Source organism: Streptomyces sp. CA-135486 (genome assembly GCF_050936555.1).
GTDB lineage: Bacteria > Actinomycetota > Actinomycetes > Streptomycetales > Streptomycetaceae > Streptomyces.
In genome coordinates this window covers 843,325-868,613 of record NZ_JBNJMM010000002.1, presented here as the reverse complement: position 1 = coordinate 868,613, position 25,289 = coordinate 843,325, and the positions used below count along the sequence as shown (strand labels likewise).

At 67.9% G+C, this 25,289-nt stretch carries 32 protein-coding genes; 3 read left to right on the top strand and 29 right to left on the bottom strand.

Features of this window, described 5'->3' with window-relative positions:
• Nucleotides 1–23 precede the first annotated feature (23 nt).
• The 27 genes from rpsM to rpsJ all read right to left on the bottom strand — a co-directional run bounded on the left by rpsM (nt 24) and on the right by rpsJ (nt 14,079).
• Nucleotides 24–404 (bottom strand): 30S ribosomal protein S13, encoded by a 381-nt coding sequence (gene rpsM, locus ACQEVG_RS23285; RefSeq protein WP_360878855.1) that lies wholly within the window; start codon nt 402–404, stop codon nt 24–26.
• 194 nt (nt 405–598) lie between these two features.
• Nucleotides 599–712, bottom strand: a complete 114-nt coding sequence (rpmJ, locus tag ACQEVG_RS23280; RefSeq protein WP_003956441.1) for a 50S ribosomal protein L36 — start codon at nt 710–712, stop codon at nt 599–601.
• Between the two features lie 60 nt (nt 713–772).
• The gene (gene infA, locus ACQEVG_RS23275) at nt 773–994 is read right to left on the bottom strand and encodes a translation initiation factor IF-1 (protein WP_003956442.1); all 222 of its coding nucleotides are present in this window, start codon (nt 992–994) and stop codon (nt 773–775) included.
• A 264-nt stretch (nt 995–1,258) separates the two neighbouring features.
• Nucleotides 1,259–2,095, bottom strand: coding sequence for a type I methionyl aminopeptidase (gene map, locus ACQEVG_RS23270; RefSeq protein ID WP_405806731.1), 837 nt, complete (start codon nt 2,093–2,095; stop codon nt 1,259–1,261).
• Between the two features lie 97 nt (nt 2,096–2,192).
• A complete protein-coding gene (locus ACQEVG_RS23265; protein ID WP_432987021.1) occupies nt 2,193–2,861 on the bottom strand; it encodes an adenylate kinase in 669 nt (222 codons plus the stop codon).
• Nucleotides 2,861–4,180, bottom strand: a complete 1,320-nt coding sequence (gene secY / locus ACQEVG_RS23260) for a preprotein translocase subunit SecY (RefSeq protein ID WP_432987019.1) — start codon at nt 4,178–4,180, stop codon at nt 2,861–2,863. Before secY ends, ACQEVG_RS23265 begins: the two co-directional genes overlap by 1 nt.
• 189 nt (nt 4,181–4,369) lie before the next feature.
• Nucleotides 4,370–4,825, bottom strand: a complete 456-nt coding sequence (gene rplO, locus ACQEVG_RS23255; RefSeq protein ID WP_432987017.1) for a 50S ribosomal protein L15 — start codon at nt 4,823–4,825, stop codon at nt 4,370–4,372.
• Nucleotide 4,826: 1 nt separating this feature from the next.
• A complete protein-coding gene (gene rpmD, locus ACQEVG_RS23250; protein ID WP_005313525.1) occupies nt 4,827–5,009 on the bottom strand; it encodes a 50S ribosomal protein L30 in 183 nt (60 codons plus the stop codon).
• Complete coding sequence (rpsE, locus tag ACQEVG_RS23245; RefSeq protein ID WP_005313527.1) at nt 5,009–5,614, bottom strand: 30S ribosomal protein S5; 606 nt, start codon at nt 5,612–5,614, stop codon at nt 5,009–5,011. Before rpsE ends, rpmD begins: the two co-directional genes overlap by 1 nt.
• A 45-nt stretch (nt 5,615–5,659) precedes the next feature.
• Complete coding sequence (gene rplR, locus ACQEVG_RS23240) at nt 5,660–6,043, bottom strand: 50S ribosomal protein L18 (protein WP_360878843.1); 384 nt, start codon at nt 6,041–6,043, stop codon at nt 5,660–5,662.
• A gap of 3 nt (nt 6,044–6,046) precedes the next feature.
• A complete protein-coding gene (gene rplF / locus ACQEVG_RS23235; protein ID WP_360878840.1) occupies nt 6,047–6,586 on the bottom strand; it encodes a 50S ribosomal protein L6 in 540 nt (179 codons plus the stop codon).
• 21 nt (nt 6,587–6,607) lie between these two features.
• Nucleotides 6,608–7,006: a 30S ribosomal protein S8 gene (gene rpsH / locus ACQEVG_RS23230; RefSeq protein ID WP_005313538.1), complete on the bottom strand. Its 399-nt coding sequence runs from the start codon at nt 7,004–7,006 to the stop codon at nt 6,608–6,610.
• Nucleotides 7,007–7,216: 210 nt separating this feature from the next.
• Complete coding sequence (locus tag ACQEVG_RS23225; protein ID WP_003956452.1) at nt 7,217–7,402, bottom strand: type Z 30S ribosomal protein S14; 186 nt, start codon at nt 7,400–7,402, stop codon at nt 7,217–7,219.
• Between the two features lie 5 nt (nt 7,403–7,407).
• Nucleotides 7,408–7,965 (bottom strand): 50S ribosomal protein L5, encoded by a 558-nt coding sequence (gene rplE / locus ACQEVG_RS23220; RefSeq protein ID WP_347727997.1) that lies wholly within the window; start codon nt 7,963–7,965, stop codon nt 7,408–7,410.
• Nucleotides 7,965–8,288 carry a 50S ribosomal protein L24 gene (gene rplX, locus ACQEVG_RS23215; protein ID WP_142214201.1) on the bottom strand — a complete coding sequence of 108 codons (324 nt, stop codon included), beginning with the start codon at nt 8,286–8,288 and terminating at the stop codon, nt 7,965–7,967. Before rplX ends, rplE begins: the two co-directional genes overlap by 1 nt.
• A gap of 2 nt (nt 8,289–8,290) precedes the next feature.
• Nucleotides 8,291–8,659: a 50S ribosomal protein L14 gene (gene rplN / locus ACQEVG_RS23210; protein WP_003998823.1), complete on the bottom strand. Its 369-nt coding sequence runs from the start codon at nt 8,657–8,659 to the stop codon at nt 8,291–8,293.
• A gap of 144 nt (nt 8,660–8,803) precedes the next feature.
• Complete coding sequence (gene rpsQ / locus ACQEVG_RS23205; RefSeq protein ID WP_360878832.1) at nt 8,804–9,088, bottom strand: 30S ribosomal protein S17; 285 nt, start codon at nt 9,086–9,088, stop codon at nt 8,804–8,806.
• Nucleotides 9,088–9,312, bottom strand: coding sequence for a 50S ribosomal protein L29 (rpmC, locus tag ACQEVG_RS23200; protein WP_059079052.1), 225 nt, complete (start codon nt 9,310–9,312; stop codon nt 9,088–9,090). The genes rpsQ and rpmC overlap by 1 nt, the downstream gene beginning before the upstream one ends.
• The gene (gene rplP, locus ACQEVG_RS23195) at nt 9,312–9,731 is read right to left on the bottom strand and encodes a 50S ribosomal protein L16 (RefSeq protein ID WP_432987011.1); all 420 of its coding nucleotides are present in this window, start codon (nt 9,729–9,731) and stop codon (nt 9,312–9,314) included. Before rplP ends, rpmC begins: the two co-directional genes overlap by 1 nt.
• 5 nt (nt 9,732–9,736) lie before the next feature.
• A complete protein-coding gene (rpsC, locus tag ACQEVG_RS23190) occupies nt 9,737–10,573 on the bottom strand; it encodes a 30S ribosomal protein S3 (protein ID WP_030914139.1) in 837 nt (278 codons plus the stop codon).
• A complete protein-coding gene (gene rplV, locus ACQEVG_RS23185) occupies nt 10,573–10,920 on the bottom strand; it encodes a 50S ribosomal protein L22 (protein WP_004571827.1) in 348 nt (115 codons plus the stop codon). Before rplV ends, rpsC begins: the two co-directional genes overlap by 1 nt.
• A gap of 41 nt (nt 10,921–10,961) precedes the next feature.
• Entirely contained in the window at nt 10,962–11,243 is a 282-nt protein-coding gene (gene rpsS, locus ACQEVG_RS23180; protein WP_142214205.1) for a 30S ribosomal protein S19, read from the bottom strand.
• A 12-nt stretch (nt 11,244–11,255) separates the two neighbouring features.
• Entirely contained in the window at nt 11,256–12,092 is an 837-nt protein-coding gene (gene rplB / locus ACQEVG_RS23175) for a 50S ribosomal protein L2 (protein ID WP_351498702.1), read from the bottom strand.
• A gap of 40 nt (nt 12,093–12,132) precedes the next feature.
• Nucleotides 12,133–12,456: a 50S ribosomal protein L23 gene (gene rplW / locus ACQEVG_RS23170; RefSeq protein ID WP_432987007.1), complete on the bottom strand. Its 324-nt coding sequence runs from the start codon at nt 12,454–12,456 to the stop codon at nt 12,133–12,135.
• On the bottom strand, nt 12,456–13,106 hold the full coding sequence (gene rplD / locus ACQEVG_RS23165; RefSeq protein ID WP_432987005.1) for a 50S ribosomal protein L4: 651 nt from the start codon (nt 13,104–13,106) through the stop codon (nt 12,456–12,458). The genes rplW and rplD overlap by 1 nt, the downstream gene beginning before the upstream one ends.
• A 5-nt stretch (nt 13,107–13,111) precedes the next feature.
• Entirely contained in the window at nt 13,112–13,756 is a 645-nt protein-coding gene (gene rplC / locus ACQEVG_RS23160; protein WP_360878816.1) for a 50S ribosomal protein L3, read from the bottom strand.
• A 14-nt stretch (nt 13,757–13,770) separates the two neighbouring features.
• Entirely contained in the window at nt 13,771–14,079 is a 309-nt protein-coding gene (gene rpsJ / locus ACQEVG_RS23155; RefSeq protein ID WP_003948644.1) for a 30S ribosomal protein S10, read from the bottom strand.
• Between the two features lie 516 nt (nt 14,080–14,595).
• On the opposite strand from rpsJ, the gene ACQEVG_RS23150 reads away from it, so the two are divergent.
• The 3 genes from ACQEVG_RS23150 (at nt 14,596) to ACQEVG_RS23140 (ending at nt 21,696) form a co-directional block, all read left to right on the top strand.
• Nucleotides 14,596–16,296: an RNA ligase family protein gene (locus ACQEVG_RS23150; RefSeq protein WP_432987001.1), complete on the top strand. Its 1,701-nt coding sequence runs from the start codon at nt 14,596–14,598 to the stop codon at nt 16,294–16,296.
• Nucleotides 16,297–19,344 (top strand): poly(A) polymerase, encoded by a 3,048-nt coding sequence (locus ACQEVG_RS23145; RefSeq protein WP_432986999.1) that lies wholly within the window; start codon nt 16,297–16,299, stop codon nt 19,342–19,344. It abuts the gene before it with no gap.
• 324 nt (nt 19,345–19,668) lie between these two features.
• Nucleotides 19,669–21,696, top strand: coding sequence for a PIG-L family deacetylase (locus ACQEVG_RS23140; protein WP_432992826.1), 2,028 nt, complete (start codon nt 19,669–19,671; stop codon nt 21,694–21,696).
• 103 nt (nt 21,697–21,799) lie between these two features.
• On the opposite strand, the gene tuf is transcribed toward ACQEVG_RS23140, so the two are convergent.
• Both tuf and fusA read right to left on the bottom strand, forming a co-directional pair.
• On the bottom strand, nt 21,800–22,993 hold the full coding sequence (gene tuf / locus ACQEVG_RS23135) for an elongation factor Tu (protein ID WP_142214210.1): 1,194 nt from the start codon (nt 22,991–22,993) through the stop codon (nt 21,800–21,802).
• A gap of 155 nt (nt 22,994–23,148) precedes the next feature.
• Complete coding sequence (gene fusA, locus ACQEVG_RS23130; RefSeq protein WP_360878804.1) at nt 23,149–25,275, bottom strand: elongation factor G; 2,127 nt, start codon at nt 25,273–25,275, stop codon at nt 23,149–23,151.
• Nucleotides 25,276–25,289: the final 14 nt, after the last annotated feature.

The window sequence follows — 25,289 nt, the reverse complement described above, 5'->3', positions numbered from 1 at the left end:
GCTGATGAGCGTCCGGCTGAGGACTACTTCTTGCCCGGCTTCTTCTTACCGGCGATCGCGCGACGCGGGCCCTTGCGGGTACGAGCGTTCGTGCTGGTGCGCTGACCGTGGACCGGCAGGCCACGGCGGTGCCGCAGACCCTGGTAGCAACCGATCTCGATCTTGCGGCGAATGTCGGCCTGGACCTCACGGCGAAGGTCACCCTCGGTGCGAAGGTTGGCGTCCACGTACTCGCGGATCTTGACCAGGTCCTCTTCGGGGAGGTCACGAACGCGGGTGTTCGGGTTCACGCCCGTCTCGGAGAGAATCTCCTTCGACCGGGTGCGCCCGATACCGAAGACGTAGGTGAGTGCGATCTCCACACGCTTTTCGCGCGGGATGTCAACACCGGAAACGCGTGCCATTCAATGGCTCCTGTGTGTTTCGGGGGTCTTCCGCAGAACCACTCCCGACCGCCGACCGCCTCGAGTGAGGCAGTGGTACGTCCGGGTCCCCGGCCCCCGCCGGAGGTGCCGCCGACCCTTTACGGGCTGGGCGGATTCTGCGTATGTACTTGCTTGGATACGTCGCGCGAAGATCTGCGAATGCAGGTCGTGCGTCAGCCCTGGCGCTGCTTGTGGCGCAGGTTGTCGCAGATGACCATGACCCGGCCGTGACGGCGGATCACCTTGCACTTGTCGCAGATCTTCTTGACGCTCGGCTTGACCTTCATGGGATGTGAGGTTCTCCGGGTCAGTGCCGGCACCCCACGCGATGGGGGTGACGACAAGATCTACTTGTACCGGTAGACGATCCGTCCGCGCGTCAGGTCGTACGGAGAGAGCTCCACGACAACCCGGTCGTCCGGGAGGATACGGATGTAGTGCATCCGCATCTTGCCGGAGATGTGCGCGAGGACTTTGTGACCGTTCTGGAGCTCCACCTTGAACATGGCGTTCGGGAGGGACTCGATCACGGTGCCCTCAATTTCGATGGCACCTTGCTTCTTGGCCACGCTTCGCCCTTCGAATCGGCTACCTTGATCGGCTCACACAACCGCATGCAGACACACGGGTACACGAGAGCCGACGCATCAGTCTACGTCAGGCCACTCGAAAAGACGAATCCGGCAAGTTTGCCCACCCGGAGAGATCCTTAAGCGGCCCGGACGGGCTCAGCCCGGCGGAACCCGATCCTTGGCGCCGCTCTCCCGGGCTCGGCGCCAGGGCGCCTCACAAGCTTCGACCGGCTCCGCCCGACTCCGTCCGCCGGACACGGCTCAGCCCAGCGGGTCGGGGGCCGCCGTGATCCCGTACTCCGCCAGCTTCGCCCTGCCGCAGTCCGGCGCGGTGAGGACCAGCGGGCCCTGCTCGGTCAGGGCGACGGAGTGCTCCCAGTGCGAGGACCACGTGCCGTCCGTCGTGATGACCGTCCAGTCGTCCTGCAGCACCTCGGTGTGCGGGGTGCCCAGCGAGACCATCGGCTCGATCGCCAGACAGAAGCCGGGGACCAGCTTCGGGCCCTTGCCGCGCTTGCGCGAGACATAGTTCAGCAGGTGCGGGTCCATGTGCATCTCGGTGCCGATGCCGTGGCCGCCGTACTCCTCGATGATCCCGTACCGGCCGCCGCCCGGCTTCGGCTGGCGGCGGATGTACGTCTCGATCGCGCGCGAGACGTCCACGAGCCGGTTGCCGTTCTTCATCGCCGCGATGCCCGCCCACATCGACTCCTCGGTCACCCGCGAGAGCTCGATCAGCTCCGGAGCGTGACCGCTGCCGACGAAGACGGTGTAGGCCGCGTCACCGTGCCAGCCGTCGACGATCGCGCCGGCGTCGACGGAGATGATGTCGCCGTCCTTGAGGACGGTCTTCTCGTCCGGGATGCCATGCACGACCACCTCGTTCACCGAGGTGCAGATCGTCGCGGGGAAACCGCCGTACCCCAGGAAGTTCGACTTCGCACCGTGGTCGGCGATCACCTTGCGGGCGACCTCGTCCAGATCCTTGGTGGTGGCACCGGGCACGGCCGCCTCACGCGTCGCCGCATGGATCGCGGCGACGACCAGCCCCGCCTCGCGCATCTTCGCGATCTGCTCCGGGGTCTTGATCTGCACCATGTCCTTGCCTTCCACCTCTGTCGGGTCTGTGCTCAACAGTACGGCCGCGGCGCCCATCGGACACCGCGGCCGAACCACTGGTACTGCGGGGTACTGCTCAGTCCTTGGCGTGCTGCGTGGACTTCTTCAGCGCCTCCATCGCGCGCTCGGTCACGTCGGTGACCTTGCCCAGCGCGGAGATGGTGACCACCAGGCCCTGGCCCCGGTAGTAGTCGATGATCGGCTCGGTCTGCGTGTGGTAGACCTCGAGCCGCTTGCGCACCGTCTCCTCGGTGTCGTCGTCGCGCTGGTACAGATCGCCGCCGCAGATGTCGCAGACATCTTCCTGCTTCGGCGGGGAGTACGTCACGTGGAAGACGTGGCTGGAGTCGTTGCGGCAGATACGACGGCCCGCGATCCGCTTCACGACCTCGTCCTCGGGGACCTCCAGGTCGAGCACCGCGTCGAGCGTCATGCCCTCGGACTTCAGCATCGCGTCGAGCGCCTCGGCCTGCGAGACATTGCGCGGGAAGCCGTCCAGCAGGAAACCGCCCGCGGCGTCGGGCTGCTCCATCCGCTCCTTGGCCATGCCGATGGTGACCTCGTCCGGGACCAGCTCTCCCGCGTCCATGTAGGCCTTGGCCTGCCGGCCGAGCTCTGTGCCCTGGCTGATGTTGGCGCGGAAGAGGTCGCCCGTGGAGATGTGCGGGATCGAGAGGTTCCTGGCAAGGTACGCAGCCTGCGTTCCCTTGCCGGCACCGGGCGGTCCGACGAGGACGATTCGCATCAGCGGAGGAACCCTTCGTAATTGCGCTGCTGGAGCTGGCTCTCGATCTGCTTCACGGTCTCCAGACCCACACCCACGATGATGAGGATGCTCGTCCCGCCGAACGGGAAGTTCTGGTTTGCGCCGCCGAAGCCCGCCAACGCCATTGTTGGGACGAGAGCAATCAGACCCAGGTACAGCGAGCCCGGCCAAGTGATCCTGTTGAGCACGTAGCTCAGGTACTCGGCAGTAGGTCGACCAGCCCGGATACCCGGGATGAAGCCACCATACTTCTTCATGTTGTCCGCGACTTCCTCGGGGTTGAACGAAATCGCCACATAGAAGAAGGCGAAGAACACGATCAGGAGGAAGTACGCGGTGATGTAGTACGGGTGGTCACCCTTGACGAAGTGCGCCTGGATCCAAGACTTCCAGCCCGACTGGGAGTTGGAGAACTGGGCGACCAACGCCGGGATGTAGAGCAGCGACGAGGCGAAGATGACGGGAATCACACCCGCCTGGTTCACCTTGAGCGGGATGTAGGTGGACGTGCCGCCGTAGGAACGGCGCCCGATCATGCGCTTCGCGTACTGAACCGGGATACGGCGCTGGGCCTGCTCGACGAAGACGACGAGGGCGACCATCACAAAGCCGATCAGGATCACCGTGCCGAACTCGATCCAGCCCTTGGCGAGCTTGCCGGTCTGCTTGATGGCCCACAGGGCGCCCGGGAAGCCGGCGGCGATCGAGATGAACATCAGGATCGACATGCCGTTGCCGATGCCGCGGTCGGTGATGAGCTCACCGAGCCACATGACCGCCGCGGTGCCCGCGGTCATGCAGACCACCATGACGATGGTGGTGAAGATCGAGCGGTCCGGAACGATCTGGTCGGCCACCTGACAGCCGCTGAAGAGCGCGCCGCTGCGGGCCGTGGCCACCAGGCCGGTGCCCTGCAGCACGGCGAGCGCCACGGTCAGATAGCGGGTGTACTGCGTGATCTTCGCCGTGCCGGACTGGCCCTCCTTCTTGAGGGCTTCCAGGCGCGGGATGACCACGGTCAGCAGCTGCAGGATGATGCTCGCCGTGATGTACGGCATGATGCCCAGCGCGAAGATGGTGATCTGCAACAGCGCCCCGCCGCTGAACATGTTCACCAGGCCGAACAGGCTGTTGTTGCCCTTCTGGGCCGCGTCCACGCAGATCTGTACGTTCTGATAACTGACACCCGGGACCGGAATGTGCGACCCGAGCCGGTACAGAACGATGATGCCGAGCGTGAAGAGCAGCTTCTTGCGCAGGTCGGGCGTCTTGAACGCCCGGGCGAACGCGGTGAGCACGGTGCCTCCTGCGACCCCCGCGCTTCTGCGTCAGAGGTGACGGTTTTTGAGGATCAACGAATAGGTATTTACAGCAACAGTGCACGCCACCTTACCGGCGGATGTGCTCCCCTAGGAACGACCAACCGGGGATGCCCCTTTTGGGAGGCATCCCCGGTCGGTTTTCAGCTTTCAGCCACTGAACTCGTCTCAGACGAGCTCGGTGACGGTGCCGCCGGCAGCGGCAATCTTCTCCTTGGCGGAGCCGGAGACGGCGTCAACCGTCACCTGCAGCGCCACGGAGAGCTCGCCCTGGCCCAGGACCTTGACGAGGCTGTTCTTGCGCACCGCGCCCTTGGCGACCAGGTCGGCCACCGTGACCTCTCCACCCTCGGGGTAGAGAGCACCGAGCTTGTCCAGGTTCACGACCTGGTACTCGGTGCGGAACGGGTTCTTGAAGCCCTTGAGCTTCGGGAGACGCATGTGGAGGGGCATCTGCCCACCCTCGAAGCGCTCCGGAACCTGGTAACGGGCCTTGGTGCCCTTGGTACCACGACCTGCGGTCTTACCCTTGGACGCCTCACCACGACCCACACGGGTCTTCGCGGTCTTGGCACCCGGGGCGGGCCGGAGGTTGTGGACCTTCAGCGGGTTGTTCTCCGCCATGTCAGTCGACCTCCTCAACCGTGACGAGGTGGCGGACGGTGTGCACCATGCCGCGGAACTCGGGACGGTCCTCCTTGACAACCACGTCGTTCAGGCGCTTGAGCCCGAGCGAACGCAGGGTGTCGCGGTGGTTCTGCTTGCTTCCGATGTACGACTTCGTCTGCGTGATCTTGAGGCGGGCCATTACGCACCCGCTCCCGCACGCGCACGGAGCAGAGCCGCGGGGGCGACGTCCTCGAGCGGCAGACCACGGCGAGCCGCGATCTCCTCGGGACGCTGCAGGCCCTTGAGGGCCGCCACGGTCGCGTGCACGATGTTGATCGCGTTGTCGGAGCCGAGCGACTTCGACAGGATGTCGTGAACGCCGGCGCACTCCAGAACGGCGCGCACCGGGCCACCGGCGATAACACCGGTACCGGGGGAAGCAGGCTTGAGCAGGACGACGCCCGCGGCCTTCTCGCCCTGGATCGGGTGCGGGATGGTGCCCTGGATACGGGGGACCTTGAAGAAGTGCTTCTTGGCCTCCTCAACACCCTTGGCGATGGCGGCCGGCACCTCCTTGGCCTTGCCGTAACCGACACCCACGGTGCCGTCACCGTCGCCCACCACGACCAGCGCGGTGAAGCTGAAGCGACGACCACCCTTCACAACCTTGGCGACGCGGTTGATCGCGACAACGCGCTCAACGTACGCGGTCTTCTCGGCGGCAGCAGCGCCACCGTCGCGACCCTTCCGGTCCCGCCGCTCGCCGCCACCGGCACCGCTCCCGCGGCGCTGGGGTCCAGCCATTGGATTACCTCTCTCTGTTACGTCCGTTAGTCCCGGAACCGGGGCCTAGAACTTCAGCCCGGCTTCGCGGGCGGCGTCAGCCAGAGCGGCAATGCGCCCGGCGTACCTGTTGCCACCACGGTCGAACACGACGGCCTCGATGCCCGCAGCCTTGGCACGCTCGGCAACGAGCGCGCCGACCTGCTTGGCCTGGGCGCTCTTGTCGCCCTCGCCACCACGGATCGAGGTGTCCAGGGTCGACGCCGACGCGAGCGTGTGGCCCGCGATGTCGTCGATGACCTGCGCAACGATGTTGCGGTTGGAGCGCGTCACGACCAGGCGCGGACGCTCCGGCGTACCGGAGATGTGCTTGCGGACGCGGATGTGGCGACGCTTGATGGCGGCGCGCTTGTACGCGTCACCCTTGGCGATCTTTACACCGTATGCCATGGCTTACTTACCCGCCTTTCCGACCTTGCGGCGGATGACCTCGCCCGCGTACTTGACGCCCTTGGCCTTGTACGGGTCGGGCTTACGCAGCTTGCGGATGTTCGCGGCGACCTCGCCGACCTTCTGCTTGTCGATGCCCTCGACCGAGAACTTGGTCGGCGACTCGACCTTGAAGGAGATGCCCTCGGGCGCCTCCACCAGGATCGGGTGGCTGTAGCCGAGCTGGAACTCCAGGTTGGAGCCCTTCGCGGCAACGCGGTAACCGACACCGCTGATCTCGAGCGCCTTGACGTACCCCGTGGTCACGCCGGTGATCATGTTCGCCACCAGCGTGCGGGACAGGCCGTGCAGGGCCTTGTTCTGACGCTCGTCGTTCGGGCGCAGCACCTTCAGGGTGCCGTCCTCGCCCTTGGTGACCTCGATCGGCGCGGCGACGGTGTGCGAGAGGGAACCCTTGGGGCCCTTCACCGCGACCGTGCGGCCATCGATGGTGACGTCCACACCGGCGGGAACCTGGATGGGGAGCTTGCCGATTCGCGACATTGGCTATTCCTCCGTTCCCGACTACCAGACGTAGGCGAGGACTTCCCCACCCACGCCCTTCTTCTGCGCCTGCTGGCCGGTCAGGAGACCGTGGGACGTGGAGATGATCGCCACGCCCAGGCCGCCGAGAACCTTCGGCAGGTTGGTGGACTTCGCGTACACGCGCAGACCCGGCTTGGAGATGCGCTTGATGCCGGCGATCGAACGCTCGCGGTTCGGGCCGAACTTCAGCTCCAGGACGAGGTTCTTGCCGACCTCGGCGTCCTCGACCTTCCAGCCGGTGATGAAGCCCTCCTGCTGGAGGATCTCCGCGATGTGCGACTTGATCTTGCTGTGCGGCATCACGACGGAGTCGTGGTACGCCGAGTTCGCGTTACGCAGACGCGTGAGCATGTCTGCGATGGGATCAGTCATGGTCATGAATTGGCCTTCGGCCTCTCTCGCCGGGGTTTCCTGTATGCGCCATCCCTCTCCCCACTCAGTGGCGGGACGGGTGCGGTGCGGGGACCTACGGCGTAGTAAGTCGGTCAGGGCGGCGGGCGCCCAACCCCACAAGCCTACGGCATGTGAGGGAGGGCCCCCGCCGACCAGATACTTACCGAGAGCTTCCGGTGATTCCCAAGTAGGGAATTACCAGGAGCTCTTGGTCACGCCCGGCAGCTCGCCACGGTGAGCCATCTCACGAAGGCACACGCGGCACAGGCCGAACTTGCGGTACACGGAGTGCGGACGACCGCAGCGCTGGCAGCGGGTGTACGCGCGCACACCGAACTTGGGCTTACGAGCAGCCTTGGCAATAAGAGCCTTCTTCGCCATCTCGCTTACGCCTCCTTGAACGGGAAGCCGAGGTGACGGAGAAGGGCACGGCCCTCAGCGTCGTTGGTCGCCGTGGTCACCACGGTGATGTCCATACCCCGGACGCGGTCGATCTTGTCCTGGTCGATCTCGTGGAACATGACCTGCTCCGTGAGACCGAAGGTGTAGTTGCCACGGCCGTCGAACTGCTTGGGGGACAGACCACGGAAGTCGCGGATGCGCGGAAGCGCGAGCGACAGGGTGCGGTCCAGGAACTCCCACATGCGGTCGCCACGAAGAGTGACGTGGGCACCGATCGGCTGGCCCTCACGCAGCTTGAACTGCGCGATGGACTTACGGGCCTTGGTGACGGCCGGCTTCTGGCCGGTGATCGTGGTGAGGTCCTTGATGGCACCATCGATCAGCTTGGAGTCGCGGGCGGCGTCGCCCACACCCATGTTGACCACGATCTTGACGAGGCCGGGCACCTGCATGACGTTCTCGTACGAGAACTCCTCACGCAGCTTGCCCGCGATCTCCTCGCGGTACTTCGTCTTGAGACGCGGAGTGGTGGTGGTAGCCATCAGATGTCCTCACCCGTCCGCTTGGCAACGCGGATCTTGTTGCCCTCGTCGTCGAAGCGGTAACCGACGCGCGTGACGACCTTGTTGCCGTCCTTCTCCACGACGAGCTGAACGTTGCTCACGTGAACAGGGGCCTCGGTCGTGACGATGCCACCGGTCTGCGAACCGCGAGCGGTCTGACCGGCCTTGGTGTGCTTCTTGACCCGGTTGACACCCTCGACCAGGACGCGGTCCTCGCGGGGGAAGGCCGCGATGACCTTGCCCTGCTTGCCCTTGTCCTTGCCGGTGATGACCTGAACCAGGTCGCCCTTCTTGATCTTCATGCTTACAGCACCTCCGGCGCGAGCGAGATGATCTTCATGAACTTCTTCTCGCGCAGCTCACGGCCCACCGGGCCGAAGATACGGGTGCCGCGAGGGTCGCCGTCGTTCTTCAGAATGACGGCGGCGTTCTCGTCGAAGCGGATGTACGAGCCGTCCGGACGGCGGCGCTCCTTGACGGTGCGAACGATGACCGCCTTGACGACGTCACCCTTCTTCACGTTGCCACCGGGGATCGCGTCCTTGACGGTGGCGACGATGACGTCACCGATGCCCGCGTAGCGGCGACCGGAACCACCGAGAACACGGATGCAAAGGATCTCCTTGGCACCAGTGTTGTCGGCGACACGCAGCCGCGACTCCTGCTGGATCACGTCTATCTCCTGATCGTCTGCCGGTTCCCGGCGGGCTGTGCCAGATCACTGGCCAGCCCACCGAGCCTGGCGGAACTAGTGCTGGGACCGAAGCCCCAGCGAGGGGCATGCGGGGACTCTCCCATCAGGGAGAACCCCGCAAAATTACTTGGCCTTCTCGAGGATCTCGACGATGCGCCAGCGCTTGGTCGCCGACAGCGGACGCGTCTCCATGATGAGGACGCGGTCGCCGACGCCGGCAGCGTTCTGCTCGTCGTGCGCCTTGAGCTTGTTCGTACGGCGGATGACCTTGCCGTACAGCGCATGCTTCACACGGTCCTCGACGGCGACGACGACGGTCTTGTCCATCTTGTCGCTGACGACCAGACCCTCACGGGTCTTGCGGAAACCGCGGGCGGTGTTCTCTTCAGTCACATTGCTCTCGCTCATCAGGCGTTCTCCACCGTCTCGATGCCCAGCTCGCGCTCACGCATGAGGGTGTAGATCCGCGCGATGTCCTTGCGGACGGCCTTGAGCCGGCCGTGGTTCTCGAGCTGACCCGTCGCCGCCTGGAAGCGGAGGTTGAACAGCTCTTCCTTGGCCTCGCGGAGCTTGTTGAGAAGCTCCTCGTTGCCCAGCTCGCGCAGCTCGGACGCCTTGGTTCCGGCCGACATCACGCCTCACCTGCCTCGCGCCGAACGATGCGGCACTTCATCGGAAGCTTGTGAGCAGCGCGGGTGAGCGCCTCACGAGCAATCTTCTCGTTCGGGTAGGACAGCTCGAACATCACCCGACCGGGCTTGACGTTCGCGACCCACCACTCAGGGGAACCCTTACCGGAACCCATGCGGGTCTCGGCGGGCTTCTTGGTCAGCGGGCGGTCCGGGTAGATGTTGATCCAGACCTTGCCGCCACGCTTGATGTGGCGGGTCATCGCGATACGAGCCGCCTCGATCTGGCGGTTGGTCACGTACGCCGGAGTGAGGGCCTGAATGCCGTACTCGCCGAACGCAACCTGCGTACCACCCTTGGCCATACCACTGCGCTTCGGGTGGTGCTGCTTGCGGTGCTTGACCCTACGGGGGATCAGCATTTCGGTCAGGCCTCCGTTCCGGTGCTCTCAGCCGGAGCAGCGGCGGCGGGAGCCTCGGCCTTGGGGGCCTCGGCTGCCGGCGCGGACTGCTGCGGCTTGCGGCCGCGACCGCCACGCTCGCCACCACGGCCACCGCGGCCGGCCGGGCGGTCAGCGCCGCCACGAGCCGGACGGTTGCCGGCGCGGGCAGCGGCGTTCTCGGCGCGAACCTCGGCGATGTTCTTGACGTCGCCCTTGTAGATCCAGACCTTCACACCGATACGGCCGAAGGTCGTCTTGGCCTCGAAGAAGCCGTAGTCGACGTTCGCGCGGAGCGTGTGCAGGGGCACGCGGCCCTCGCGGTAGAACTCCGAGCGAGACATCTCGGCGCCGCCGAGACGGCCGCCACACTGGATCTTGATGCCCTTGGCGCCGGCCTTCATCGAGCTCTGCATGCTCTTACGCATGGCCCGACGGAAGGAGACGCGGGAGGACAGCTGCTCGGCGACGGCCTGGGCCACCAGCTGAGCGTCCACCTCGGGGTTCTTGACCTCGAGGATGTTCAGCTGAACCTGCTTGCCGGTCAGCTTCTCGAGCTCGCCGCGGATACGGTCGGCCTCGGCGCCGCGGCGACCGATGACGATGCCCGGGCGGGCGGTGTGGATGTCAACGCGGACGCGGTCGCGGGTGCGCTCGATCTCAACCTTCGAGATGCCGGCTCGCTCCATGCCCTTCGTCATCATGCGACGAATGGCGACGTCTTCCTTGACGTAGTCCTTGTACAGCTTGTCGGCGTACCAACGGGACTTGAAGTCCGTGGTGATGCCGAGCCGGAACCCATGCGGGTTAACCTTCTGGCCCATTACCGGGTTCCTTCCTTGCTGCTGACGACCACGGTGATGTGGCTGGTCCGCTTACGGATCCGGTAGGCACGGCCCTGAGCACGCGGACGGAACCGCTTCAGGGTCGGGCCTTCATCCACGTACGCCTCGCTGATGACCAGCGAAGAGGCGTCAGTGTGGTCGTAGTTGTGTGCAGCGTTGGCAATGGCGCTGTCAAGCACCTTGCCAACCGGCACGCTCGCGGCCTGCGGGGCGAAACGCAGGACCGCCTGAGCCTCCGTGGCATCCATGCCACGGATGAGGTCCACCACGCGGCGGGCCTTCATGGGCGTGACGCGGATGTACCGCGCCTGGGCCCTGGCTTCCATGGTTGTCCCTTCGGTGTAAGTCATAGTCGTTCCACCCCGCGTTAGCGGCGCTTCGACTTCCGGTCGTCCTTGACGTGGCCGCGGAAGGTGCGAGTCGGCGAGAACTCGCCGAGCTTGTGGCCGACCATCGACTCGGTGACGAACACCGGGACGTGGGTCTTGCCGTTGTGCACCGCGATCGTGTGGCCGAGCATGGCCGGGATGATCATCGAGCGACGGGACCAGGTCTTGATGACGTTCTTGGTGCCTGCTTCGTTCTGTACGTCCACCTTCTTGATCAGGTGGTCGTCGACGAAGGGCCCCTTCTTGAGACTGCGCGGCATCTAAACCCGCTCCTAGCGCTTCTTGTTCGTCTTGCGGCGGCGGACGATGTACTTGCTCGATGCCTTCTTCGGCGAGCGAGTACGACCCTCCTTCTGACCCCACGGGCTGACCGGGTGGCGACCACCGGAGGTCTTACCCTCACCACCACCGTGCGGGTGGTCGACCGGGTTCATGGCGACACCGCGGACGGTCGGGCGAACGCCCTTCCAGCGCAGACGCCCGGCCTTGCCCCAGTTGATGTTCGACTGCTCGGCGTTGCCGACCTCGCCGATGGTGGCGCGGCAGCGGACGTCGACCAGGCGGATCTCACCCGACGGCATACGAAGGTGGGCCATGGAGCCCTCCTTCGCCAGCAGCTGCACGGAGGCACCCGCGGAGCGGGCGAACTTCGCGCCGCCGCCGGGCCGCAGCTCGATGGCGTGGATGGTCGTACCGACCGGGATGTTGCGCAGCGCCAGGTTGTTGCCGGGCTTGATGTCGGCGGCCGGACCGTTCTCGACACGGTCGCCCTGCGACAGGCCACGCGGCGCGATGATGTAGCGCTTCTCGCCGTCTGCGTAGTGCAGCAGCGCGATGCGCGCGGTGCGGTTCGGGTCGTACTCGATGTGCGCGACCTTGGCCGGCACGCCGTCCTTGTCGTGACGACGGAAGTCGATCACGCGGTAGGCACGCTTGTGGCCACCGCCCTGGTGACGGACGGTCACACGACCGGTGTTGTTACGGCCGCCCTTGCTGTGCAGGGGGCGGACCAGCGACTTCTCCGGCGTGGACCGCGTGATCTCGACGAAGTCGGCGACGGAGGAGCCACGGCGGCCCGGCGTCGTCGGCTTGTACTTGCGGATTCCCATTTCTCAGTCCTCGTCCGATTCCGGACGATCCAGACCGCCGTTAGGCGGTCGGACCGCCGAAGATGTCGATACGGTCGCCCTCGGCAAGGGTCACGATGGCGCGCTTGGTGTTGGCGCGCTTGCCGAAACCGGTGCGGGTGCGCTTGCGCTTGCCCTGGCGGTTGATCGTGTTGACCCCGATGACCTTGACCGAGAAGACCGCCTCGACGGCCTGCTTGATCTGGGTCTTGTTGGAGCCGGGCGCGACGATGAACGTGTACTTGTTCTCGTCGAGCAGGGCGTAGCTCTTCTCGGAAACAACCGGCTTGACGAGAACGTCACGCGGGTCCGAGTAGGTCTTGCTGGTTACGGTCGCCTCGGACATCAGGCGTCGCTCCCTTCGGTCTCAGCGGCCTTGGGGCCAGACACGAAGGACTCGAAGGCGGCCTTGGTGAAGACCACGTCGTCGGAGACGAGCACGTCGTACGTGTTCAGCTGGCCCGGCTCCAGGATGTGCACCTGGGGCAGGTTGCGGGCGGAGAGCCACGCGGCCTCGTCGGCGCGGTCGACGACCAGGAGCAGGTTCTTGCGCTCACTGATCTTGCCGAACAGCGTCTTCGCGGCCTTGGTGGAGACCTCGCCCTCGACCACGCCGGAGACGACGTGGATACGGGAGTGACGGGCCCGGTCGGTGAGGGCACCGCGCAGGGCGGCGGCCTTCATCTTCTTCGGGGTCCGCTGCGAGTAGTCACGCGGCTGCGGGCCGTGGACAACGCCACCGCCGGCGAACTGCGGCGCACGGGTCGAACCCTGGCGGGCGCGGCCGGTGCCCTTCTGGCGGTACGGCTTCTTGCCACCACCGCGGACCTCGCCACGCGTCTTGACCTTGTGCGTGCCCTGACGGGCAGCGGCCAGCTGCGCGACGACGACCTGGTGGATCAGCGGGATGCTGACCTTGGCGTCGAAGATCTCGGCCGGGAGCTCTACGGTCCCGGACTTGTCGCCCGCGGGCGACAGAATGTCAATGGTGCTCATAGTCCTCAGGCCCCCTTGGCCGCAGTGCGGACCAGGACCAGGCCGCCGTTCGGACCAGGAACCGCGCCCTTGATCAGGAGCAGGCCCTTCTCCGCGTCAACGGCGTGAACGGTCAGGTTCTGGGTGGTGACCCGCTCGTTGCCCATACGGCCCGCCATGCGGAGGCCCTTGAACACACGGCCCGGGGTGGCGCAGCCACCGATGGAGCCGGGAGAGCGGTGCTTGCGCTGGGTACCGTGACCGGCGCCGAGGCCCTTGAAGTTGTGACGCTTCATGACACCGGCGAAGCCCTTGCCCTTGCTCTTGCCCGTGACGTCAACCTTGACGCCGGACTCGAACACCTCGGCAGTGATCTCCTGGCCCAGCGTGTACTCGCTGGCGTCAGGGGTGCGGAGCTCCACCAGGTGGCGGCGGGGGGTCACGTCGGCCTTGGCGAAGTGGCCCTTGAGAGGCTTGTTCACCTTGCGCGGGTCGATCTCGCCGAAGGCGATCTGGACCGACTCGTAGCCGTCGGAGTCATTCGTACGGACCTGGGTAACGACACAGGGCCCGGCCTTGACGACGGTCACCGGGACGACACGGTTGTTCTCGTCCCAGACCTGGGTCATGCCGAGCTTCTCGCCCAGGACGCCCTTGATCTGCTTAGCCATCTCTTCCGCGCCTCTCAGAGCTTGATCTCGATGTCAACGCCGGCCGGAAGGTCCAGGCGCATCAGCGAGTCAACGGTCTTGGGCGTCGGGTCGAGGATGTCGATCAAGCGCTTGTGGGTGCGCATCTCGAAGTGCTCGCGAGAGTCCTTGTACTTGTGCGGCGACTTGATGACGCAGTACACGTTCTTCTCAGTGGGCAGCGGCACCGGGCCCGCGACCGACGCACCAGTGCGGGTCACCGTCTCGACGATCTTCTTCGCCGAGGAGTCGATGACCTCGTGGTCGTAGGCCTTGAGCCGGATGCGGATCTTCTGTCCCGCCATGGCTACTCAGTAGTCCTTTGTCTAGTGAAACGCTCTGGAACTCGGTCGGTCCTGCGATCTTCTCCGACCCCCGCGGTCGGGCGTGTCGCACTCCCTCTACGAAGATCTCCCGAAGGATTTCCCAACCAAGGGGGTGCGGGCCGAAGACCACGCGTCGGGGGAAGAACACCCACCGAGTGCCTGGCCGGTACCCCGCTGACACTTCCCGGAAGATTCCCGTACGTCCGCTCCAGCGCTGCCTTATTGGCAGATGGGGCGACGAGTACTGTGGGACTCGCTTCCGGTCCTCCCGGCGGGAGGCGCGCAGCATTGGCACTCAACCGAGCAACCCGGATAGTCTGCCATACGGGCCGGTGCCCTGGCCAATCGAGCCGAAGAGGTTACTCCGGCGGGGTTGCGTGTCAAACAGCGGCACGCGGCGGGCCGGGCCGGCCGGCCGGTGGTTAATGGCTGGAACGCCGCTCCGAGAGACTCCTACAGTGACGGGCACATCGTCACCGGGGGGGCCGATCCGTCATGCGCACGCACTATCCGCGGACACCACATCTGCCGTGGTCGCCGGGTGCGGCCTCGGACGATGTGCGGATTGCCGATCTGTCCGGGCTGCTGGGCCGCGAGGTCGTGGTCACCGAGAAACTCGACGGCGAGAACACGACGCTCTACGCCGACGGGCTGCACGCCCGCTCCCTCGACTCGGCGCATCATCCGTCGCGGGCCTGGATCAAGGCCCTGCAGGGGCGGATCGGGCACGGCATCCCGGACGGGTGGCGGGTGTGCGGCGAGAACATGTACGCGCGGCACTCGATCGCGTACCGGGACCTCGACAGCTGGTTCTACGGATTCTCGGTCTGGGACGGCGACGGCCGGTGTCTGGACTGGGACCGGACCGTGCGGTTTCTGCGTGGCCTGGGGGTTCCGGTGCCGGCGGTGCTGTGGCGGGGGGTGTTCGACCGGCGGGCCGAACGTGCGCTGCGGGCGCTGAAGTGCGACACCGAACGGCAGGAGGGTTACGTCGTACGGACGGTCGACGGCTTCGGTCCGCAGGAGTTCGGACAGCGGGTCGCCAAGTGGGTGCGGACCGGGCACGTAGGGACCGACACGCACTGGATGCACGCCAACGTCGTGGCGAACGGACTGGGTCCGGCCGCCGCGCTGTGGGCGGTCCGGTCCGGCGCCGCGCCGGACGCCGAGGCACTGCTCGCCGCGGTGGGGGTGCCCGAGGGGGATCGGGCCGCGGCCGGCGTGACCGAGGGGGATCGGGCCGCCGCCTGTGATGTGTCCGCGCGGCTCGATGTGCTCGGGCGGACCGGCGACGCGCGGCTCGCCGGAGTCCTCGCCGCGCTGCTGCACGAGCGCCCGCGCTCCTTCCTCGCGGGCCGGCTGGCCGCACCGCTGGGCATGCCGGCGGCCCGCCGCGTCGCGGACCTGGTCGGCCTGCACACCGGGCTGCACCGGCCCTACCCCGACGAGAAGCGCCGGACCGGGCTCGTACGGATGTCGTACGCGGTGGACCTGGATGTGCTGCACGCCGTCGCCGGGGCCCTCGCGTCGGACGCCGAGGCGCGCGAGCAGGTGGACTGGTCCCAACTGCACGCGGAAGGCGTCGATGTGCCGGCCGGCCTGCGGGAGGCGTTCGCCGGTCTGGACACCGACGCAGCCGACCGCTGCTGGGCCGAGGCGCGCGAGGCGTACGCCCAGGGGCGCATCACGACCGCCGAGGAAGCCGTCGCCGCGAGCTGGCGCTGGCGGTCCGGGGAGTTTCCGAAGCTGATCCACATGGTGGGTCCTTCGGGCAGCGGGAAGAGCACCTTCGCGCACGGCCTGGACGCCGATGCGTATGTGTCCCTCGACGATCTGCGGGAGGCCCGCGGTTCACGCGCCGACCAGCGCGCGGGCGGGGACATCCTGCGCGCCGGACTGGAGCGGCTCGACACCGCACTGGCCGAAGGTGGGACCGTGGTGTGGGACGCCACATCCCTGAACCCGCACCAGCGTTCCCTGGTCCACGCGGTCGCCCGCCGCCGCGACGCCCTGACCACGCACGCGGTGGTGCTCGTCGACGCGGCCGAACTGGCCCGGCGCAATGCCGACCGGGCGAACCCGGTGCCGCCACAGGTGCTCGACGCGCAGCTGCACCGCTTCGTACCGCCGTACCCCGGCCAGGCACACCGCACCTGGTACATCGGGGCGGGCGGGACCGTCGAGGAGGAGGCATAGGTGCGTACCAGCGAGGAGATCTACCACCGGGTCCGCTGGGACTCGCGCTTCGACCCGGCCCGGTTCGTGATGGGGATCAACCAGCGGTCCGCGCCGCCCAAGCGGATTCCGCTGGACACATTCGACCCCGGCGGCGAGATCCCGTGGCACCGGGTGCTGTTCTTCGAGGCGGACGGCGAGCTCGTGTGGGACCGCTCATCGGGGGTCGACCGGATCGACGCGACGGACGCCGGACGGGTACGGGACCCGCGGCGACTGCGCGCGCCGTTCTTCGCGGCGCGGACTCCGTACGCCTGGGACCGGGAGCAGGACGCCTGGGTGCCCGCCCGGACGCCCCGGGGCGCAGCCGTGTCTCAGAGCCTGCGCGTACTGACCTGGAACACCCTGTGGGACCGCTACGACAGCGACCGCATCGACACCGCCCGGCGCCGCCCGCTGCTGCTGGAGGCTCTCCGTGACGCCGACGCGGACGTCATCGCGCTGCAGGAGGTCGAGGCGGAGCTGCTTCGCATGCTGCTGCGGACCGGATGGGTGCGCGACGGCTACACGCTGGGCACCGACCCGGCCGCGGCGGACGTCGAGGACTGCGGGCTGCTGCTGCTCAGCCGGCTGCCCGTGCGGGAGGCGGGCCTGCATGTCCTCGGGCCGCACAAGGCCGTCACCGCCGTCGTCGTGGACACGGCGTCCGGCCCACTCGGCATCGCGGCGACCCATCTGACCAGCGACCACTCCGAGAACGGCCAGGTCAGGCGGGACGCCGAACTGGTCCGGCTGGCCGAAGGCCTGGCGGGCGTCGAGGGCGACCTGGTCCTGCTCGGCGACTTCAACGACGGCGGGGACGCCCCGCAGACGACTCTCGGGATGCGGGACGCGTGGAGCGAGGTGCACGGGCCGCACGACCGGACGCCGACCTTCGACCCCGCCGCCAATCCGCTCGCCGCGGTGTCCTCGCTGTCGGGGCGGGCCTCCCGGCTGGACCGGGTGCTGCTGCGTGCGGAGGGCCTACGGGCGGACGGAGCGGTCCTGCGGGGCAGTGCGCCAGGTCCGGACGGGCTGTACGTCTCCGACCACTACGGCGTCGAGGCGGAGCTAGGGGGTGTCTTTTGGATCAGGCCGGATCAGCGAGCGGCGTCTGGCGATGGGGGCACCTCCCGTGCCCGAAGGGCTACGGGGGAGCATCGCGAGGCGGAGAAAGGAGCCCACGCGGAGCGTAGGCGACTGGCGACAACGCAGCGAGGTGCCGTGCCAGGGCACGCGAGCCCGGCAAGATCCGAAAGACACCCCCTGGGTCTCGGCGGGCACGAGCCCGGCGAGGTCCTCGCCGTACGGCCGACGGCCCGCACGGCGGTGGCGTGGATTCCCCCGCAGCAGCTGTGGCCTCCGATCCAGCACGTACGCCGGGAGCACGACCGCCAGATCCACCGCTGGCCGCCGCACGTCAATGTTCTCTTCGGTTTCGTACCGGAGTCCGAGTTCGAGCGGGCGGCCCCGCTGCTCGCCGCGGCGGCGGCCGAGACACCGGCGTTCACCGCCCGGCTGGAAGGCGTGCACTGGTTCGGGCACCGGGAGGACTCCACCGTCTGGCTCGACCCGGCGGCGGACGGCGAGGAGCCGTGGAGCCGGCTGCGCCACGCGCTGGAGCAGCGCTTCCCGCGCTGCGGGGGCGGTGCGAAGGGCTTCACTCCGCATCTTTCGCTGGGCCGGACCAGGGATCCGCACGAGCTCGCCGCCCGCTGCGCCGCCCTGCTCGACGGCATGACGGCGCGGGTAGGGGAGCTGGTCCTGCTCTCCCGCCGGGGCGACGAGCCCATGCGGGTGCGGGCGACGGTGACGCTGGGGACGGGCGAGCTGCGATGGGTGCCGGAGGACGGCGCCGGAGGTGCTTCGGCCGCCGAGGATCCCGGCCGCACCGAGCATGCCGGGCGGATCGCACAGCGCGTCTCGCAGGCGCTCGGCGGCGGAGCCGTCCACCTCGTCGGCTCCCGGCGGATGGGGTGCGCCCTGCCCGGCGCGGACCTGGACCTGGTGGCCACGCTGCCGGGCGCGGCCGAACCGGCCGACGTGCGGGCGCGGTTGGCGGCCGCGCTGCCCGACGCGACCGAGGTGCGGGAGGTGATCGGGGCACGTGTGCCGGGGCTGCGACTGTGCGTCGACGGTCTGGGCGTGGACCTGGTCGTCGTCGCCACCGGACCGGTGGATCCCGCTCAAGCGGTGGGCCGCCGGGCCGAGTTGGGTGAGGCGGCGGCGATCGCGCTCAGTGCGGTGAGCGACGCGAACGACCTCCTCGCATCGGTCGGCGCCCACGGCGCGGCGTTCGCCCGACTGGCCACCCAGGTCAAGGCGTGGGCGAAGGCCCGCGGCCTCGACTCGGCTCCCTTCGGTGGCCTGCCGGGTCTGGCCTGGTGCGTACTGGCGGCCCGTACCGTCCGCGAGGCCGGCGACCTGCCGCCCGCCGACCTGCTGCGCCACTTCTTCGCGACGTGGGCGGCCTGGGACTGGCGCGAGCCGGTGAGCCTGCCCGGGCCCGCCGTCCCGGTCGTTGGCCCGCCGGGGCCCGCCGTCCCTGTCGTGGGAGCCCCATGGCCTGCCGTCCCCGTCGCGATCATGACCCCGTCGGAGCCGATCCGCCCCTGCACCGCCCAGGTGACGGCCGCCGGCCGTGACCTGCTGGCCCAGGAGCTGTTCCGCGCCTGGGAGCTCCTGGAGACGGAGACGGACCCGTGGCCGCGCCTGCTGTCGCCACCGCCCCTGCACCGCCGCCACGCGGCGTGGGCCGTCGTGACCGTGCCCCGCGGCCCGGACGAGGGCCGGGTCCGCGGCCGCATGCGGGCGCTGCTCACCGCCCTGGAAGAGGCGGGCGTACCGGACGTCCACGCCTGGCCCCAGCCGTTCGGTACGGACCCGGCCACCAGGCGGTATGCCATCGGTCTGGGCCCCACCCCGCCCGACCGGACCCTTCTCGCCGAGATCGCCGACCGCTGGCTGCGGGGCATGCCCGGCGTCACGCTCGTCCAGGCACCCGGCGGCGAGGTCCCGACGCTGGGCTGATCCCTGCCCGCGGATCCCTCCCCGCGGAGAGGAACACCACACCAACGCCCAGGCAACCTGGCGTGCCTGCTTTCCGTCTAGCTGATCGCGGAGAGCGGCTCCGACCAGCCTCTCCGCCTGGGGAGATCACAGTACGCAGACGGGGGCACGGCCCGACCGCTGCGGGGGGAAGCGGACGGAGCACAAGTGAACGACGGAGCTGTCCGCGCGCTGCCCACGGCCGCGCGCGCAAGGGGCGAGGACATACCCGCGGCCGGGGAGCACGGTGACACGGCCACCGGCGGCGGGCGAAGCCGGCCACGCAGGCGCAGTGTCGTCGCCGCGCTGACCGCCCTGGTGGCGGCGGGCGCGGTCACCTCCTGCTCCGTACCCGCCCCACGGCGGGCCACGGCCACCGCCGACCCCGCCCCCGGAATGCCGATAGCCAGCTCCCGGCGGGCACAGCTGATGCAGATACTGGCCCACCCGGACGACGATCTGTACTTCATGAACCCGGACACCCAGCGGATGCTGGACGCCGGGGTCCCGCTCGTCAGCGTCTATGTCACGGCCGGTGAGCACGACGGCAGGAACCACATCCCCGGCCAGGGGGACGTCCCCGCGGACAAGGCCGACTACTCCTCCGCGCGCCACCAGGGCCTGCGCCAGGCGTACGCCGCCCTGATAGGGCTCGACAAGTTCGCCGACTGGACCAAGGGCGTCGCCTCGCTGAACGGCGACCGCCAGGCCGAGATCAACACCCTCACCAACGGCAACCGCAGGGTCGAGCTGATCTTCCTCAACCTGCCCATGCACACCGCCCGCCGCTATATGGCCCTCCCCAGCCTGTGGCAGCACCGCGCGCTGGGCCTGAACACCGTCGTCGCCGCGGGCTCCCGGCTGCGCCGGACCGTCGCCTACGACTACGACGCGCTCATCGACGTACTCGTCGGGCTGATGGAGCAGTACCGGCCGACCGTGATCCAGACCCTGGACCCCGACCCGGACATCCAGCACAGCGACGAGGCGACCCGCAAGCAGGACAGCGAGCAGCACGGCTACTCGGATCACGCCGACCACACCGCCGTCGCCTCGTTCAGCTGGGCCGCGATGGTCCGCTGGGTCGCCCACGCCACCAAGGACGGCGGTGAGGTGCCCGGCTTTGTCGCCACCTCGTTCCGCGGCTACTACAACCGCCACTGGCCGAAGAACCTCCCGGCCCCGGTCCTCAAGGAGAAGGCCGCGGGCCTCGTCCCGTACGGCGGCGACCCGGACTGGGAGTGCGGCAACCCGGCCGGCTGCGGCGACTACAACGTCGGTGGCATCCGCCCGCTCAGGAACAGGAAGGGCTGGGTGCGCTCCACCCACTACCGCTACCCCGGCGCCCGGCCCGTCGTCGCCGCCGAGCCGTCCGGCCGGCTGGTCGCCTATGGCGTGCTCGGACTGCGCACGGTCCGCTGGCGCGAGACGCGGCCGGGCAGCGGCCGGTGGGCTGCCCCGGACGACCTCGGCGGCGGCCCGCTCGCGCCCACGCTCGGCGCCGCGGCCCTCAGGGACGGCCGTCAGCTGCTGTTCGCGCTGCGCTTCGCCTCGATCGGCGGCCACGGCGGCACCAACCGCCGCGAGATAGTGCTGCTCGAGCAGCGCTCCCCCGGCGGCGAGTTCCTCGCCTGGAACGGTCTCGGCAACCCCGAGCGGGACGACGACCGGGGCCGGCGCATCGGCGTGCCGGTCGCGGTCGCGGCGCCCGACGGCCGGGTGCATCTCTTCGTACGCAACGCGGACAAGGGCATCTCTGCCCGCATACGCGACACCGACGGCAGCTGGGACCGCTGGCGCGACCTCGGCGGCGCGGAGATCCAGGACGGTCTGTCGACGGTCGTGGACGGCGCCGGGCGGGTCCATGTCTTCGGTGCCGGGCGGGAGAACGTGCACCACTGGACGCAGGAGACGATGGGGCTGCCGCTCACCTTCCGCCCGGACGGCGAGCTGCCCGTGCCCGGGGACCCGGCGGCCCCCGTTCCGACGCGCGACGGGGGTATCGAGCTCTTCTACCGCAGGCCGGCGTCCTCGCTGGTGATGGCCGTACGCCCCGGTGGCGCACCGTCGCGGCCTCGCAAGGAGGGCTTCGCCGGCTACGGGCAGCTCAGCGCGGCCGCAGCCCCCGGCGGCCCGGTACTGCTCGGCAAGGACACCCGCGGCCGGGTTCAACTCCGTGTCGGCAAGCAGCTTCTGACACGTACTCAGGGCACTCCGGCGCTGGACTCCCCCGCCCTCCACCTGCGCGGCCCGCGCGGCACCGCGACGGCGGTGGGCATGGGCGCGGACGCACACCCCTGGATCTGGTCCCCGCAGTCCGGCACCGCCGGCTGACAGCGCCGGCCGACAGGACCGCATCCCGCGCAACGCGAAGGGCCCCGCACCGAAGTGCGGGGCCCTTGCTGATGCTCCAGGAGCAACCAGGTCAGATCAGCAATTACTTGTTGATCTTGGTGACCTGGCCGGCGCCGACGGTCCGGCCACCCTCACGGATGGCGAACTTGAGGCCCTCCTCCATGGCGACCGGCTGAATCAGGTTGACCGTCATGGTGGTGTTGTCGCCCGGCATGACCATCTCGGTGCCCTCGGGGAGGGTCACAACGCCGGTCACGTCCGTGGTACGGAAGTAGAACTGCGGGCGGTAGTTGTTGAAGAAGGGGGTGTGACGACCACCCTCGTCCTTCGACAGGATGTAGGCCTGGGCCTCGAACTCGGTGTGCGGCGTGACCGAACCGGGCTTGATGATGACCTGGCCGCGCTCGACGTCCTCGCGCTTGATGCCACGCAGGAGCAGACCGACGTTCTCACCGGCCTGGCCCTCGTCGAGCAGCTTGCGGAACATCTCGATGCCGGTGACCGTGGTGGTGGTCTTCTCCTGCTTGATACCGACGATGTCGACGGTCTCGTTGACCTTGAGGACACCACGCTCGATACGACCGGTGACGACGGTGCCACGACCGGTGATCGTGAAGACGTCCTCGATCGGCATCAGGAACGGCTTGTCGACGTCACGCTCGGGCTGCGGGATCGACTCGTCGACGGCCTTCATCAGGTCGAGGACGGTCTGGCCCCACTCCTTGTCGCCCTCGAGCGCCTTGAGCGCCGAGACCTTGACGACCGGAAGGTCGTCGCCCGGGAACTCGTACTCGGAGAGCAGCTCGCGGACCTCGAGCTCGACGAGCTCCAGGATCTCCTCGTCGTCCACCATGTCGGCCTTGTTCAGCGCGACAACGATGTACGGAACGCCAACCTGGCGGGCCAGGAGCACGTGCTCCTTGGTCTGCGGCATCGGGCCGTCGGTGGCGGCGACCACGAGGATGGCGCCGTCCATCTGCGCCGCACCCGTGATCATGTTCTTGATGTAGTCCGCGTGACCGGGGCAGTCGACGTGCGCGTAGTGACGCGACTCCGTCTGGTACTCGACGTGCGCGATCGAGATCGTGATACCGCGCTGGCGCTCCTCAGGAGCCTTGTCGATCTGGTCGAAGGCCGAGGCCTCGTTCAGGTCCGGGTACGCGTCATGCAGCACCTTGGTAATGGCGGCCGTGAGGGTCGTCTTACCGTGGTCGATGTGACCGATGGTGCCGATGTTGACGTGCGGCTTAGTCCGCTCGAACTTCGCCTTCGCCACTGGGGTCCTCCTGTGGAGTGGTTCTGTACGCCTTACTTCATCGGCGCCAGGTGATCTTTGCTGGGATGCCGGGGCCCCGGGGCATTCCATCCGGGATTCGGGTGGAATGCCCCAGCAGGCTCCGGTGACAAGCCTAAAGCGTGTACTCGGGAGAGTTACTCGCCCTTGGCCTTCGCGATGATCTCCTCGGCGACGTTCCGCGGAACCTCGGCGTAGGAGTCGAACTGCATCGAGTAGCTTGCGCGACCCGAGGTCTTGCTGCGGAGGTCTCCGACGTAGCCGAACATCTCCGACAGCGGAACCAGGCCCTTGACGACCCGGGCGCCGCTGCGCTCCTCCATGGCCTGGATCTGGCCACGGCGGGAGTTGAGGTCGCCGATGACATCGCCCATGTAGTCCTCGGGCGTGGTGACCTCGACGGCCATCATCGGCTCGAGGAGCACGGGGGACGCCTTGCGAGCACCCTCCTTGAACGCCTGCGAACCGGCGATCTTGAACGCGAGTTCGGAGGAGTCGACCTCGTGGTAACCACCGTCGAGAAGGGTGACGCGGACGCCCACCATCTCGTACCCGGCCAGGATGCCGAACTGCATGGCTTCCTGCGCACCCGCGTCCACCGAGGGAATGTACTCACGGGGGATGCGGCCACCGGTGACCTTGTTCACGAACTCGTACGACGCGTCGCCGCCCTCGATGGGCTCCAGCGCGATCTGCACCTTCGCGAACTGACCGGTACCACCGGTCTGCTTCTTGTGCGTGTAGTCGATACGCTCGACGGCCTTGCGGATCGTCTCGCGGTACGCGACCTGCGGCTTGCCGACGTTCGCCTCGACGCGGAACTCGCGCCGCATGCGGTCGACGAGCACCTCGAGGTGAAGCTCGCCCATACCACCGATGATGGTCTGGCCGGTCTCCTCGTCGGAGTGGACCTGGAAGGAGGGGTCCTCCTCCGCGAGACGCTGGATGGCGACACCCAGCTTCTCCTGGTCACCCTTGGACTTGGGCTCGATCGCGACCTGGATGACCGGCGCCGGGAAGTCCATGGACTCCAGGATCACCGGGTTCTTGTCGTCGCACAGCGTCTCACCGGTGGTGGTCTGCTTCAGGCCCATGACGGCGACGATGTCGCCGGCGCCCACCGACTCGATCTCCTCACGCTTGTTCGCGTGCATACGGTAGATCTTGCCGATGCGCTCCTTCTTGCCCTTGGTGGGGTTCAGCACAGCCGTGCCGGACTCCAGGCGACCCGAGTAGACCCGGATGAAGGTGAGCTTGCCCAGGTGCGGGTCGCTCGCGATCTTGAAGGCCAGGGCGGACAGCGGCTCGTCGTCGGACGGCTTGCGCTTGACGACCGTCTCCGGGTCCTTCACGTCGTGGCCCTCGATGGCCTCGACGTCCAGGGGAGAAGGCAGGTAGCGCACGACCGCGTCGAGCAGCGGCTGAACACCCTTGTTCTTGAAGGCGGTGCCACAGAACACCGGGGTGACCGTGGTGCCGCCGCCCTTGCCGGACGCGATGGTGATACGACGGATCGCGGCATACAGCTGCTCCTCGGTGGGCTCGACGCCCTCCAGGTACAGCTCCATGACCTCTTCGTCGTTCTCCGCCACGGTCTCGATCAGCTTGCCGCGCCACTCCTCGGCGGCCTCGGTGTGCGTGGCCGGGATGTCGACGACGTCGTACATCTCGCCCTTGGTGGCCTCGGCGGACCAGACAAGAGCCTTCATACGAACGAGGTCGACGACGCCCTTGAAGTCCGCCTCGGCGCCGATCGGCAGCTGCATCACGATCGGGGTCGCACCAAGGCGGTCCACGATCATGTCGACGCAGCGGTGGAACTCCGCGCCGGTGCGGTCGAGCTTGTTGACGAAGCAGATGCGGGGCACGCCGTAACGGTCGGCCTGACGCCACACCGTCTCGGACTGCGGCTCAACACCGGCCACACCGTCGAACACCGTGACGGCACCGTCGAGCACGCGGAGCGAACGCTCCACCTCGACCGTGAAGTCGACGTGACCCGGGGTGTCGATGATGTTGATGGTGTGATCGACGTCCTCGAGCGGCCAGTGACAGGTCGTCGCGGCGGACGTGATGGTGATGCCGCGCTCCTGCTCCTGCTCCATCCAGTCCATCGTGGCAGCGCCGTCGTGGACCTCACCGATCTTGTAGCTCACACCGGTGTAAAACAGGATGCGCTCGGTGGTCGTCGTCTTGCCCGCGTCGATGTGGGCCATGATCCCGATGTTGCGGACCTTGGCCAGGTCAAGCGAAGTGGTGGCCATATGGCTCAGTCTTC